This window comes from Streptomyces sp. NPDC059455 (genome assembly GCF_042750115.1).
GTDB lineage: Bacteria > Actinomycetota > Actinomycetes > Streptomycetales > Streptomycetaceae > Streptomyces > Streptomyces endocoffeicus.
Genome location: NZ_JBHYVB010000061.1, coordinates 17,048 through 29,761 on the forward strand (window position 1 = coordinate 17,048; position 12,714 = coordinate 29,761).

The window sequence follows — 12,714 nt, forward strand, 5'->3', positions numbered from 1 at the left end:
GTGCCCACGACGGGCGGCCGATTTATTCAATATATGTTCACGAGCGTAGTAGTTCGTTGGGGCTGGGGGGGGGCGGGGGGGGGGGGTTTTCTTGGCCGGGTGCCCGCCGCCCCGGGGGCAGGGCAGAAAGGGGGTCAGTGGGTGTAGACGTCGCCGCTGACGCTGTGCGCGCTCACGCGCAGGTTGCGACTACCGCCGACGCGGACGTCGCCGGAGACCGTCTCCGCACGCAGGTAGCCGCAGGCGGCATCCGCTGCGCGGACGATGACGTCACCGGAGGTGGTGTTCAGGTCCGCGTCGTGGCCGCTGTAGAGGTCCACGGCGATGTCACCGGAGACGGTGCGGGCGCTGAGCCGATCGGTGACCCGGACGATGTCCAGGTCACCGGAGGTGGTCTGGGCGCGCAGCTCGCAGGCGCCGTTGAGCCGCAGGTCACCGGAGACGGAGCGGAACTCCATCCGGTCCACGTAGCCGTTGACCACGGCGTCGGCGGACTGGGAGACCACCGCGAGGGAGGAACGCGCCGGCAGGAGGACCCTGGCGCGGATCTCGCTCACCGTCGTCGTGGTGTGGACGCCGTTGCCGTGGATGACGCGGCCGTTGACGATGGTCACGCCGGTCATGGACCCGGTGACCACGCCCATGTGCTGCACGATCCGGTTGCCCCGGATGGTCTGCGTCATCACGTTGCCCGGCAGCTCCGGGACTTCCAGCGCCAGGGTCTGCCCGTCCTGGCGGGTACGGGTCCGGTTGACCGCGTCCGCGGCCGGGCCCGAACTGTCATCGGTACTCAGCACCACACGAGCCGTGCACAGACTGTCGATGACCTGGGCATCGACGCTGCCCATCGGCAGGTGAAGGCCCAGCACCACCGGGCCGGGCATGGTCATCTCGAACGTGCGCTCCGTCATGCCGAAGCTCCTTGAACGTAAGGGAAGGGGAAGAGGACCGGGGCGGTGGGCTGTCCTTGGCCGGAGGCCACCGCTTCCGGGTGAACGGAACGGGCTGAGCCAGCTCCCCTCACCGCCTGGCACTGGCCGGGCGGATCGGGCAACCGTCAGTCGCGAGCTGTGCCGCTCTCCAGCGCTCGGAGGTCGGCCAGGTTCTTGATGTGCTGATCGGCCAGCTCCTGCCGCTGTGGCAGGGGCAGGTGCGTGTGGACGAGCTGGTGGGCAGTCGCCCGGACACGATCGCGGGCCGCCTGAAGCGGCGAACGCGGATCGGCCGGACGCGGGATTGCCGTGGTCACGGCTACTCCTCTACGGCGGTGACAGGCTCGTGCCTGCCGGGCGGATGGATGGGCCGGGGCGGTGGGCTGTCTTGGCCGGAGGCCACCGCCCCGGAGCACCGCAACAGGGCGGCCGCATCCCGAGTCGCGGGGTCGCGGCTGCCCTGTTGGCGGGGTGCGGGGGCAGTTACTTCTTGCCGCCCTTGAAGACCTGGAAGCCCTGCGGCTTCGGGGTCGGCGGGTTGGTCGCGCCGGGGTCGCGGCGCGGCAGCGGCGGGGGCGGCGTCTGGGAGGCGTCCTTACGCGGCATAGCGCTGCCCCCTTCAGCCGCGCTTCGCGCGGGCGTTGGCCTCGCTGCGCTGGTTCTGCTCGGCGTTCCTGCGGGCCAGTTCCTCCCGCTCGGCCTCGGTGAGCTGGACGACGGCGCCGGGTATGCCGATACGCTTGTTCATCAGGACCGTTCTCCTGTCTGAGTCAGGTGATGTGGTCTGAGGCCCCGCCGTGGTGTTGGCGCACCTAGCGGGGCCGCTTCGTTTGATCGACTTCTCGTGAGCACGAGCAGCCGCGGACCTCGGCACCAACAGCCGCGAGCGGCAGAGGTGTCGGGGCCCGTGAGCACTGGTGCTCAGCACGGGCTCATACGGCCCGCAAAGGTTCTGCGATCTTCAGATCACTTGATGCCGGCCTCGCCCCGAAGGACGCGCCGGACAGGTCACCCGGCCCGACATGGGCGGTCGGGGTGGTGACACTGCACCCATTGACCACACGTGTGCATGTGGCTGGGTCGGCACTCTGTGGAGTTGTCAAGGAACGAGTGCTTCCTTTGGGCCCGTTTCACGGAGCCCTCCGGGCGCGTTTGTGCAGGTCAAACACGAGCCATCGGCCCCTTTCGGGGCGGTTGGCGTTGCGATTCCAGATTGACCTAGGTCAATCTGGATGTCAAGGCGCTTCGCCGAACCGGGGATTGACCTGGGACAGCTACGCTCGTGACATGGAGCTAAGCCCTGACGCGCCCAAGCCGACGGCCAAGGAGATCGCCGCGAAGTTCCGCGAGGACATTGCGAACGAGGTCTACGGGCCGGGGGACCGGCTGCCCGCAGCCCGTGGGCTCGCGAAGCAGCTCGGTGTCCAGCTCATGACCGTGCAGAGCGCTTACGGACAGCTCCGGTCCGAGGGGTTGGTCATCACCCAGCAGGGGCGCGGAACGTTCGTCCGCGATCCTGCTGTGCCACTTGGCACCGAATCCGGCAGTAGCCCGGCGTTCACCGCGCTGGCGTCGGAACTCAGTACGATTCACGAGACGCTCCGACAGCTTGGTGACCGGCTTGACCGCCTGGAGCGGCTTGTCGAGGGCAACGGGACTCCGCCCGCTCAATGAGCGTGTTGGCGCGGCTCAGCAGGTTCTCCGCTGTCGCTCGCGCCGTGCGCAGACTCGCTTCGATCAATGCGAATTCGGCGGCGGTCATGCCCAGTTCAGTGATGCGGTGCTCGTTGCTCCCTGACATGCCAATGAGCATGTGGGCGCCAACGCAAAAGGACCCGGACAGACTGTCCGGGTTCGATTTCTTTGCAGGTCAGGCGGGTTGACGAGTTCTCAGGTGGCTGTCTCGTCCACCGCGTCGAGCACTGCCGTCCAGGGCAGCTCTCGGCCGGACGGTGCCTCGCGCGGCTCGTACAACGGCCAGACCTCCGGTCCGTACACAAGCCGTACGTCTGCCTCACTGAGGGCGGCGAGGTGCCCCCGCCACGCGGGATGCCGGGCGTGCGCCGCGTTGACGCGGGGGAAGACGACGACCGGCAGGCCGATGGTGCCGATCGCCTCGCAGACCTGCGTGAGCGCCTGGTTGTCGGCGACGCCAGTCGCGAGCTTGGCGACGGTGTTCGCGCTCGCTGGGGCAACGACGTAACAGTCCACTTGGGGGTGCGGCCGAGCCTCACCCGGCAACCGGGGCGCGTCCCGTACGGGGAGCCCTGTCACCTTCTCCAGCCGCTCGACTTCGCCGATGGTTCGCAGCCACTCACCCGCAGTCGGCGTCAGCGTCACGGCCACCTGCCAGCCGCGCGTCATCGCGGGCTCGACCAGACCCGTGCGAAGGGACTCCACTCCGCCGGCCCCCGAGGCGACGACCCCGAGGACTCCGCGTGCCTTCGTACTCACTGCACCGCCTTGCATCGCTGGGCCATCGCGAACAGCTCGGACGAGCGAGCGCCCCCGGTGACCGGGGCCTGTTTGATCAGGTCTCGCAGCGTCTCCCGCACACGAGGATTGTTGCGCACGAGCTGCGGCGACGTGCCTTCGGCGGTCCGCAGCTCGGTGAAGGCATCGTCTCCCTTGCCTGCCAGCGTGAGCGCGCGAGCGAAGTCGATGCGGTGGGATACGCCGCGTTCCGGCGGCATGTGGTCCACGTCGATGTCCCCGTGCTCCACGACGTACGAGACGTTCTCAAGGTCGAGTTCCGCCGACAGTCTGTGCAGTACGACGTTCGTCGGCCCGAAGCTGGTCTGCCAGTGGTTCTCATCCGAGCCGAGTCGGTTTGCCAGTGTCTCGGCTCGGCCCAGCAGGTTCGTCGTGGTCGCCCGGTCCTGGTGGCGGGCCGCCGCGATGGCTGCCCGCAGGTGGATCATCCCGAGCAGACTCAGCGCGGCCGGGTCGTCCTCTTCTATGCGTGACGACAGCCATACCGCCGTGGTCTCGCCCAGCTCCATGGCGTCGTCGTATCGGCCGTTGGCCAGCAGGGCATGCGTGCCCGAACGGGCCGCCGACGCCAGAACGAGAGGATCACCCGACTCGTCCGCGGCCCGCATGGCACGCTCCGCTGCGAGCCACGAGATATCGGATTCGCCGATCTTCGCGAGCGTGGTCGCGGCGAGATGGTGAGTGCGAGCGGAGACGGCCCAGCAGTCGCGCCGTTCCTCGGGCGAGCGTGCGGCCCGGTCTTCCAGCTCCTGGGCGGTCTGGAGGAGACCAGGAAGCGCGGCCACCACCTTGCCCAAGTGGCCGGTCTGGTAGTCGTTCCAGCGCTGTTCGACGATCGGTACGACCGGCCCCGGCACCGGTAGCTGTGCCTCGGCCTCCGGCCCGAAGAGCAGCCGAGAGAGGCGGCGCGGGCTCATGAGCGCATCGCGCACGGCGGGGACGTCGTCCTGCTGCTTCTCGTCCTCCAGCAGCGTGGGCTGCCCGATCAGGTCTCCGAGCGGCACCCGCAGGACGCGCGCCAGCTCGCCGAGCTTGTCGATGCGGGGCGGCTTCCGGCGGCCCCGCTCCACCTTGGCCAGCCAATCCGTGCTGTGGCCTACGAGCCCGGCCAAGACCTCTTGCGTGTAGCCGCGGCGGTTGCGGTAGAAGGCGATCCGTTCCCCGATGCTGAGGTGATCTCCAAGACCACGCATTGCGTGCTGCCTCCCGGCGAGTAGGGGCGTTGCTCACGGTACAGATCCGCCCACGGGGCGGACAGGCGATCTGTCTGCTCTCTCGGCGTGAAGCCAGCATGAGCAGCGCAACGGGCAGCACCCCGGACATTGTGTCCGGGGTGCTGCGGTCATACGTTTGGGCTTTCGCTACGGCGATAGGCGCTGGTCAGCCACAATGGACGGGCTCTGCCCGATCCGCGCGGCGGGGCCTGCCCTGACATCCACGGCTGACATCAACGGCGACAGGACCCCACCGACAATGACCGACACCAGCCGACACCGGCCCATGGAAAGTGGCCTAGGTCACCCTGCTCTATGGTCCGGATGCGAAAATGGGATGATGTCGATATGAAGGGACGCGTCCTTGTCGTCGACGACGACACCGCACTGGCAGAGATGCTTGGCATCGTGCTGCGCGGCGAAGGCTTTGAACCGTCGTTCGTGTCGGACGGCGACAAGGCTCTTGCCGCTTTCCGTGAGACCAAGCCCGATCTTGTGCTGCTCGATCTGATGCTGCCCGGACGGGATGGCATCGAGGTCTGCCGGCTGATCCGGGCCGAGTCCGGGGTGCCGATCGTCATGCTCACGGCCAAGACCGACACGGTCGATGTGGTGGTCGGGCTCGAGTCGGGGGCGGATGACTACATCGTCAAGCCGTTCAAGCCGAAGGAGCTGGTGGCCCGGATACGGGCGCGGCTGAGGCGTTCCGAGGAACCGGCGCCGGAGCAGCTGGCCATCGGCGATCTGGTGATCGACGTGGCGGGGCACTCGGTGAAGCGGGACGGTCAGTCGATAGCGCTGACGCCGCTGGAGTTCGATCTTCTGGTGGCGCTGGCCCGTAAGCCGTGGCAGGTGTTCACCCGTGAGGTGCTGCTGGAGCAGGTGTGGGGCTATCGGCATGCCGCCGACACCCGGCTGGTGAATGTGCATGTGCAGCGACTGCGGTCGAAGGTCGAGAAGGACCCGGAGCGGCCGGAGATCGTGGTGACCGTGCGCGGTGTCGGCTACAAGGCCGGGCCCAGCTGAGATGACCGGTGGTACGGCGCCGCAGCCCGGTGGTCCGGGCGGCGGGGCTCCGGAGGGTGCCCGGATTGGGCGGCCCGACCCGGCGGGCGAGATTCCGCTGCTGCGCAGGTTGTGGAGCGGCGGGCAGCTGCTGCCCGACGGGGCGTCCGGAGGGCCGGCCCACCCGGTGATCCGGCTGTTCGGCCGGTGGGTGCGCCGTCCGCTGCTGCCCGCTGCCCGGTTGTGGCGGCGGAACATCCAGCTGCGGGTGGTGGCCACCACGCTGCTGATGTCGCTCGGTGTGGTGCTGCTGCTGGGCCTGGTGGTCATCGGGCAGGTGCGCAACGGTCTGCTGGACGCCAAGCGCCATGCGGCGCAGGGCCAGGCGGTCGGCGGGTTCGAGGTGGCCGAGCAGATGGCCGACCGCAAGAGTGACAACCGTGGCCAGGACGGGGCCGGTGCCGGTGCCGGTGCCCAGGACTCCGGTGCCTGGCTGAACGCGCTGGTGGAGCAGCTCGCCAGCGGCGGCAAGGGCGCCTATTCGGTGGTGGCGCTCAGCTCCGACTCCGGCGAGACGCCCTATGTGGCCAGCCGGGGGCCGCGGACCTCCGGCGATGTGCAGCCGGACAGTGTGCCCGCCGATCTGCGCCGTCGGGTGGACGAGGGCCGGACGGCGCCGTACGAGCGCTACGGGAAGATCGTGCACGCGGGCTCCGGGGATGCCGAGCCCGCGTTGATCATCGGCAAGCGTCTGGATGACAACAATGGCGACGCGTACCAGCTGTACTACCTCTTCCCGTTCACTCAGGAGGAGAAGTCCCTGAGCCTGGTCAAGGGCACCCTGGCCACGGCCGGGGTGTTCGTGGTGGTGCTGCTCGGGGCCATCGCCTGGGTGGTGGTCCGGCAGGTCGTGACGCCCGTAAGGATGGCGGCGGGGATCTCCGAGCGGCTGGCGGCCGGATTGCTCCAGGAGCGGATGAAGGTCACCGGGGAGGACGACATCGCCCGCCTGGGCGAGTCGTTCAACAAGATGGCGCAGAACCTCCAGCTCAAGATCCAGCAGCTGGAGGAGCTCTCCCGGATGCAGCGCCGCTTCGTCTCCGATGTCTCCCATGAGCTGCGCACCCCGCTGACGACCGTAAGGATGGCGGCGGACGTCATCCATGAGGCGCGTGAGGACTTCGATCCGATCACCGCGCGCTCGGCCGAGCTGCTGTGGGGCCAGGTCGACCGCTTCGAGTCGCTGCTCAGCGATCTGCTGGAGATCAGCCGGTTCGACGCGGGCGCGGCCGCGCTGGAGGCCGAGCCGATCGATCTGCGCGATGTTGTGCACCGGGCGGTCGACGGGGCCGAGCCGCTCGCGGAGGCCAAGGGCACCCGGATCCTGGTGCGGGGCGCCGAGGCGCCGGTGATCGCCGAGGCGGACCCCCGCCGCGTCGAGCGGGTGCTGCGGAATCTGGTGGTCAACGCCGTGGAGCACGGTGAGGGCCGCGATGTGGTCGTACGGCTCGCGACGGCGGGCGGCGCGGTGGCCGTCGCGGTGCGGGACTACGGCGTCGGGCTCAAGCCCGGCGAGGCGACGCGGGTGTTCAACCGCTTCTGGCGGGCCGATCCGGCCCGTGCGCGCACCACCGGCGGCACCGGCCTGGGCCTGTCGATCGCGGTGGAGGACGCGCGGCTGCACGGCGGCTGGCTCCAGGCGTGGGGCGAGCCCGGGGGCGGTTCGCAGTTCCGGCTGACGCTGCCGCGTACCGCGGGCGATGTGCTGCGTGGCTCGCCGATCCCCCTGGAGCCCGAGGACTCCCGGCGCAACCTCCGTCCGAGTGATGCCGTGGCCCCGCAGCCCGCGGCGGAGCGGCTGGCGGCGGTGCCCGCGCAGCCGCGGTCCGCGCTGCCCGCCGACGCCGTGGCGCCGTCCGCCGATCCGACGGCCCTGCCGGGCAATGGGGCCCGGGTGGTGCGTGGCACCCCGGAGACGCCGTCCGACGGGCCGCGGGGCGGCCAGGAGCCGTCCGCCGGGCCGACGCCATCGAACGAAGGGGAGGGCCGCCCTCGTGGGCGCTGACCGTGCTGACCGTGCTGACCGTCGCCGTTTCCGCCGCCGGGTGCGCCGCCCGGGTGGCCGGGGCCTGAGCGCGCCCGTGCTGCTGGCCTGTGGCGCCCTGCTGCTGTCCGGCTGCGCCTCGATGCCCGACAGCGGCGATGTGCGGCGGGTGGACTCCTCACCGCGCTCCGACGTCGACTCGCAGGTGCGGGTGTACGGGGTGAGCCCGGGCAAGGGCGAGCAGCCCGCGGAGCTGGTCTCCGGCTTCCTGGAGGCCACGACGAGCGACGAGGAGAACTTCGGCACGGCGAAGGAGTACCTGACCAAGAGCGCGAGCAAGCGGTGGCAGCCCTTCGCGGCCACCACCGTGCTGGACCAGGCGCCTGATGTGCGGGTGGAGACGGACCCGGGCGACCGGGACGGCAACGGTAAGACGGTCGTGCTGTCGGGCAAGCGGATCGCCGTCGTGGACGAGACCCACGCCTACAAGCCGGATGAGCAGCCGTACGAGGAGCGCATCCATCTCACCCTGAGCGGTTCGGAGTGGCGGATCGACGGGCCGCCGCGGGGGCTGATTCTCGGCGAGTCCGACTTCCAGCGCATCTACCGCTCGGTCAACAAGTACTACTTCGCCGATCTCGGTCCGGACGCCGAGGATTCGAAGGCCGGGGACAACGTGCTGGTGGCCGATCCGGTCTATGTGCGGCGCCGTATCGACCCGGTGACCGCGACCGTCAAGGCGCTGCTGGACGGTCCCACGGGGTGGCTGGAGCCGGTGGTCAGCAGCTCCTTCCCGCGCGGTGCGGCGCTCGGCCGCCGGGACGAGCGGCTGTCGCTGGACGACTCGAACGCGTTGAAGATCCGGCTGAACGAGCGGGCCGCACGGATCAGCGCGGCGCGCTGCGCCCGGATGGCGGCGCAGACGCTGTTCACGGTCCAGGATCTGGGCGAGGGATCGTCCGAGGTCAGCGGGGTGCGGCTGGAGCGGCAGAACGGTTCGGAGCTGTGTGCCCTCTCCAGTGACGCGGCGCGTGCCTATGCCCCGGACGGGGTCGAGGGCCATCCGCGCCACCAGTATTTCGTGGACTCCGAAAACCGGATGGTCCGGCTGTCCGACGACGAGGACCGGCCGCAGCCGGTTCCGGGGCCGTTCGGCGCCGGTGACGCGGGTCTGGGCTCGGTGGCGGTCTCCCGCGACGAGCGGGACGCGGCGGGGGTCACCAGCGACGGCTCGGCGCTGTATGTGACCGAGCTGGCGTCCGGCAGCGACGACCGCGGCAAGGTGCGGGTGCGCAGCCGGGGCGGCAGCGTGGAGCACGGTCTGACGGCGCCCAGCTGGGACGGGCTGGGCGGGCTGTGGGTGGCCGACCGCGATCCGCGGCAGTCGAGGCTGCTGCGGCTGCGGGGTGGCACCGGACCGGCGGACGAGGTGCGGCTGCCCAAGCTGGACGGTGGCCGGATCACGGCGCTGCGGGTGTCCGCGGACGGCTCCAGGATCGCGATGCTGGTCAAGCGGTCCGGCCACACCACGCTGCGGCTCGGCCGGATCGAGCGGCGGGGCACCGCGGACGCTCCGAAGCTGTCGGTGGGGGCGCTGCGGGCGGTCGCGCCGAAGCTGGAGGACGTGGACACCTTCTCCTGGGCCGGGGACAGCCGGCTGGTGGTCGCGGGCCGGGAGTCGGACGGGGTGCAGCAGCTCCAGTACGTGGAGTCGGACGGCTCCCCGGCGAACGTCCCGGAGGTGCCGGGGCCGAACGGTGTGCAGTCGATCGGCGCCTCGGAGGACCAGACCCGGCCGCTGATCGCCGAGACCAGGGAGAACGGCATCGTGCGGCTGCTGCCGAACACCGACTGGAAGACCGTGGATCAGGACGGCTCGGCTCCGGTCTATCCCGGCTAGCTCTGTTCGCCAGGTCTGCTCGCCAGGTCTGGGTCTGCCCTGGTTGGGTCTGCCCCGGCTGTTAGGCCAGGACACCGATCGGGGGTGGCTGGTTGTCCACATGTGCGCGGTTGTCCACAGGGGGTGGCGCGGGGGCGTGACCACCGGGACAGTGGTGTTCATGCGGGGCTGGTGGCAGGAGATCTCCGACCTGGTGCTGCCGGCCGACTGTGCCGGATGCGGTCGGCCGGGCGGCACGCTGTGTGACCGTTGTCGTGGGGCGCTGCGGGGTTCCGGGGCGCGCCGGGTGGAGCCGAGCCCGGCGCCGCCGGGGCTGCCGGTGGTCCATGCGGCGGTGGAATACGTGGACGAGGCGCGGGCCGTGCTGCTCGCGCACAAGGAGCGGGGAGCGCTCCGGCTGGCGCGGCCGCTGGGCGAGGCGCTGGCGAGAGCCGTGCGGGCGGCCTGCCCTGGCGGCGGGCCCGGTGCGGGGCCCCGAGGGCGGTCGGCCGTGGGATCGGGCGCGGTATGCGGGGCGAGACCGGGTACGAGACGGGAGACCAGACCGGGTACGAGACCCTGTGTCGGACCGGGGGCGAGACCCTGTGGAGCGCCGCTGCTGCTGGTGCCGGTGCCGTCGGCCCGGCGCTCGGTGGGCGCCCGGGGGCATGACCCGGCCCGGCGGATCGCGCTCGCCGCGGCGGGTGTGCTGCGCGCCGACGGGCGCCCGGCGAGGGTCCCGGCCGTGCTGTGCCAGCGGCGCCGGGTGACCGACCAGTCGGGGCTGGACGCGCGGCAGCGGCGGGCCAATGTGACCGGAGCGCTGGGGGCGGTCCCAGGCGGCGGACGGCTGCTGGTGGCGGGCCCGGTAGTGGTGGTGGACGATCTGATGACCACAGGAGCCTCGCTCGCGGAGGCGGCGCGGGCGGTGACGGCGGCCGGAGGGCTGGTCATCGGCGCTGCCGTGGTCGCGGCACCCCTGACGGCCACCAACCGGAACTGATTACGAAGCCGCATCGTTGCAGGTGGTAAGCACGGCAAAGCACCTGATCGGAGGTACGGGCCGGTAGGGGGTGCCGACTTCCGACCGGTCGAGCTATGTTCGGTTGTGAGGAATGGCGGGTGCTATGACTCACTCATCCGCTTGGCGTGTTTTGCCTGCATTCTGGTGAGGCTTGGAACAAACAGGATTGAGATCCTCCCCGTGGGAAGGAGGAGCTGAAAGCGCCAAGCCGGTGGCTCCGGAAGACGCCGGAGCCAAGTGCACAAGGGATGACGCTCCGATACTGACTGGAGCTACCCGGGAACGGAGTTCTGCGTGGACATCGTCGTCAAGGGCCGTAAAACTGAGGTGCCCGAGCGGTTCCGGAAGCACGTGGCCGAGAAGCTGAAGCTGGATAAGATCCAGAAGCTCGACGGCAAGGTGATCAGCCTCGACGTCGAGGTGTCCAAGGAACACAACCCGCGGCAGTCCGACCGCGCCGACCGAGTGGAGATCACGCTCCGCTCGCGGGGCCCGGTGATCCGGGCGGAGGCCGCCGCGGCCGATCCGTACGCAGCGCTGGACCTGGCGGCCAGCAAGCTGGAGGCACGGATGCGCAAGCAGCACGACAAGCGCCATACACGCCGTGGCAACGGTCGCATTCCGGCCAGCGACGTGGCCATCACCGTGCCCAACGCGGCGCGCATCAACGGGCATGGGGATATCGCCCCCCAGCGCACGACGGAGACCGTCCCCACCACCCGGATGGGCCCCCTGGAAGTCCAGGGCGAGGGCCCCCTGGTGGTCCGGGAGAAGACTCACGCCGCGGCTCCCATGTCGCTCGACCAGGCTCTCTACGAGATGGAGCTGGTCGGGCACGACTTCTATCTGTTCGTCGACTCCGACACCAATCGACCCAGCGTCGTCTACCGGCGGCATGGCTATGACTACGGGGTGATTCATCTTCAGCCGGAAGCGTTCGTCGGAGAGGCAGCCGGCGGCGCGGGCGGCGCACTCGGTGGCTGACCGAGAAATTCAGCCGAATTCAGCCTGACACGTAAGTGGTGCCCCGGAACGCCTGCGCGCCGCCCGGGGCACCTCCGTGCGACCACGGCGGGACCATTCCGCCGTCCGGGCATGAAATCATGGCCGCGCGGCCAACCGGTGTACCGCAAGCACCGGTTGACGCCAGACCGAGTGCACCCAGGGTGCGGACCGCAAGGGCCACGGCCTTCAGGGGGAGGAACGATGGCGGATAGCTTCGGGCCCGTGTCCGGCGCCGGTGAAGACCATGGCGTCGGTCCGGACGGGGGCGAGCCGCGCGGCGAACCGCGCAAGGAGCCGATTCGGGTCCTCGTCGTGGACGACCACGCGCTCTTCCGGCGTGGATTGGAGATCGTCCTGGCTCAGGAGGAGGACATCCAGGTCGTCGGCGAGGCGGGGGACGGGGCCGAGGCCGTGGACAAGGCGGCGGATCTGCTGCCGGACATCGTCCTGATGGATGTGCGGATGCCCAAGCGCGGGGGGATCGAGGCGTGCACCGCCATCAAGGAGGTGGCACCCAGCGCCAAGATCATCATGCTGACGATCAGCGATGAGGAAGCCGATCTCTACGACGCGATCAAGGCAGGGGCCACGGGCTATCTGCTGAAGGAGATCTCGACCGACGAGGTCTCGACCGCGATCCGGGCGGTGGCGGACGGCCAGTCGCAGATCAGCCCGTCGATGGCGGCCAAGCTGCTGACCGAGTTCAAGTCGATGATCCAGCGCACCGACGAGCGGCGGCTGGTGCCCGCGCCCCGGCTCACCGACCGGGAGCTGGAGGTGCTCAAGCTGGTGGCGACCGGAATGAACAACCGGGATATCGCCAAGGAGCTGTTCATCAGCGAGAACACTGTGAAGAACCACGTGCGCAACATTCTGGAGAAATTGCAGCTGCACTCCAGGATGGAGGCCGTGGTGTACGCGATGCGGGAGAAGATCCTCGAGATCAGGTGAGGGTTTCGCCTCGCCCGGGGCCTGGAGCCCGGGGCCTGGAGCTGGACCCCAGGATCCCGGGGTCGAACCCCGGGGGGGGGCGGGGGGGGGCGGCCCGCCGGGCCGCGGGGGCGGGGGGGGGGGGCGGGCGCGCGCCGCGCCCCGCCGCGGGGGGGGGGGCGCGCGCG

General features: G+C 70.2%; 13 protein-coding genes. 7 read left to right on the plus strand and 6 right to left on the minus strand.

Translation table 11 applies throughout. The annotated features are described in order from the left end of the window. Positions 1-134 precede the first annotated feature (134 nt). The 4 genes from ACFXB5_RS22530 to ACFXB5_RS22545 all read right to left on the minus strand — a co-directional run bounded on the left by ACFXB5_RS22530 (position 135) and on the right by ACFXB5_RS22545 (position 1,680). Positions 135-911 (minus strand): DUF4097 family beta strand repeat-containing protein, encoded by a 777-nt coding sequence (locus tag ACFXB5_RS22530; RefSeq protein WP_385210672.1) that lies wholly within the window; start codon positions 909-911, stop codon positions 135-137. Positions 912-1,057: 146 nt separating this feature from the next. Then, the gene (locus ACFXB5_RS22535) at positions 1,058-1,249 is read right to left on the minus strand and encodes a hypothetical protein (protein WP_059143175.1); all 192 of its coding nucleotides are present in this window, start codon (positions 1,247-1,249) and stop codon (positions 1,058-1,060) included. Positions 1,250-1,415: 166 nt separating this feature from the next. Continuing rightward, the gene (locus tag ACFXB5_RS22540; protein WP_385210675.1) at positions 1,416-1,538 is read right to left on the minus strand and encodes a hypothetical protein; all 123 of its coding nucleotides are present in this window, start codon (positions 1,536-1,538) and stop codon (positions 1,416-1,418) included. Positions 1,539-1,551: 13 nt separating this feature from the next. After that, positions 1,552-1,680, minus strand: a complete 129-nt coding sequence (locus ACFXB5_RS22545; protein ID WP_382960979.1) for a hypothetical protein — start codon at positions 1,678-1,680, stop codon at positions 1,552-1,554. A gap of 539 nt (positions 1,681-2,219) precedes the next feature. Between ACFXB5_RS22545 and ACFXB5_RS22550 the strand changes: the two genes are divergently transcribed. Then, positions 2,220-2,606 (plus strand): GntR family transcriptional regulator, encoded by a 387-nt coding sequence (locus tag ACFXB5_RS22550; RefSeq protein WP_020870841.1) that lies wholly within the window; start codon positions 2,220-2,222, stop codon positions 2,604-2,606. A gap of 216 nt (positions 2,607-2,822) precedes the next feature. Here the strand turns inward: ACFXB5_RS22550 and ACFXB5_RS22555 are convergent, their stop codons facing one another. Together ACFXB5_RS22555 and ACFXB5_RS22560 are read right to left on the minus strand one after the other, a co-directional pair. After that, the gene (locus ACFXB5_RS22555; RefSeq protein ID WP_385210678.1) at positions 2,823-3,386 is read right to left on the minus strand and encodes a flavoprotein; all 564 of its coding nucleotides are present in this window, start codon (positions 3,384-3,386) and stop codon (positions 2,823-2,825) included. Next, positions 3,383-4,618: a helix-turn-helix domain-containing protein gene (locus ACFXB5_RS22560; RefSeq protein ID WP_385210680.1), complete on the minus strand. Its 1,236-nt coding sequence runs from the start codon at positions 4,616-4,618 to the stop codon at positions 3,383-3,385. Before ACFXB5_RS22560 ends, ACFXB5_RS22555 begins: the two co-directional genes overlap by 4 nt. Before the next feature lie 369 nt (positions 4,619-4,987). On the opposite strand from ACFXB5_RS22560, the gene mtrA reads away from it, so the two are divergent. The 6 genes from mtrA to ACFXB5_RS22590 all read left to right on the plus strand — a co-directional run bounded on the left by mtrA (position 4,988) and on the right by ACFXB5_RS22590 (position 12,547). Next, on the plus strand, positions 4,988-5,665 hold the full coding sequence (gene mtrA / locus ACFXB5_RS22565; RefSeq protein ID WP_020870844.1) for a two-component system response regulator MtrA: 678 nt from the start codon (positions 4,988-4,990) through the stop codon (positions 5,663-5,665). A 1-nt stretch (position 5,666) separates the two neighbouring features. Beyond that, entirely contained in the window at positions 5,667-7,709 is a 2,043-nt protein-coding gene (mtrB, locus tag ACFXB5_RS22570) for an MtrAB system histidine kinase MtrB (protein ID WP_385210683.1), read from the plus strand. Next, positions 7,699-9,588 carry an LpqB family beta-propeller domain-containing protein gene (locus ACFXB5_RS22575; protein WP_385210686.1) on the plus strand — a complete coding sequence of 630 codons (1,890 nt, stop codon included), beginning with the start codon at positions 7,699-7,701 and terminating at the stop codon, positions 9,586-9,588. The genes mtrB and ACFXB5_RS22575 overlap by 11 nt, the downstream gene beginning before the upstream one ends. A 160-nt stretch (positions 9,589-9,748) precedes the next feature. Then, on the plus strand, positions 9,749-10,570 hold the full coding sequence (locus ACFXB5_RS22580) for a ComF family protein (protein ID WP_385210717.1): 822 nt from the start codon (positions 9,749-9,751) through the stop codon (positions 10,568-10,570). A 315-nt stretch (positions 10,571-10,885) separates the two neighbouring features. Continuing rightward, complete coding sequence (gene hpf / locus ACFXB5_RS22585) at positions 10,886-11,575, plus strand: ribosome hibernation-promoting factor, HPF/YfiA family (RefSeq protein WP_020870848.1); 690 nt, start codon at positions 10,886-10,888, stop codon at positions 11,573-11,575. Positions 11,576-11,797: 222 nt separating this feature from the next. Next, on the plus strand, positions 11,798-12,547 hold the full coding sequence (locus tag ACFXB5_RS22590) for a response regulator transcription factor (RefSeq protein WP_201857565.1): 750 nt from the start codon (positions 11,798-11,800) through the stop codon (positions 12,545-12,547). The last annotated feature ends 167 nt before the right edge of the window (positions 12,548-12,714 follow it).

Bases quoted from the DNA above. Each gene is read 5' to 3' on its own strand.
- ACFXB5_RS22530 (WP_385210672.1), bottom strand. From the start codon at position 911: ATGACGGAGCGCACGTTCGAGATGACCATGCCCGGCCCGGTGGTGCTG.
- ACFXB5_RS22540 (WP_385210675.1), bottom strand. From the start codon at position 1,538: ATGCCGCGTAAGGACGCCTCCCAGACGCCGCCCCCGCCGCTGCCGCGC.
- ACFXB5_RS22545 (WP_382960979.1), bottom strand. From the start codon at position 1,680: ATGAACAAGCGTATCGGCATACCCGGCGCCGTCGTCCAGCTCACCGAG.
- ACFXB5_RS22550 (WP_020870841.1), top strand. From the start codon at position 2,220: ATGGAGCTAAGCCCTGACGCGCCCAAGCCGACGGCCAAGGAGATCGCC.
- ACFXB5_RS22560 (WP_385210680.1), bottom strand. From the start codon at position 4,618: ATGCGTGGTCTTGGAGATCACCTCAGCATCGGGGAACGGATCGCCTTC.
- mtrA (WP_020870844.1), top strand. From the start codon at position 4,988: ATGAAGGGACGCGTCCTTGTCGTCGACGACGACACCGCACTGGCAGAG.
- mtrB (WP_385210683.1), top strand. From the start codon at position 5,667: ATGACCGGTGGTACGGCGCCGCAGCCCGGTGGTCCGGGCGGCGGGGCT.
- ACFXB5_RS22580 (WP_385210717.1), top strand. From the start codon at position 9,749: ATGCGGGGCTGGTGGCAGGAGATCTCCGACCTGGTGCTGCCGGCCGAC.
- ACFXB5_RS22590 (WP_201857565.1), top strand. From the start codon at position 11,798: ATGGCGGATAGCTTCGGGCCCGTGTCCGGCGCCGGTGAAGACCATGGC.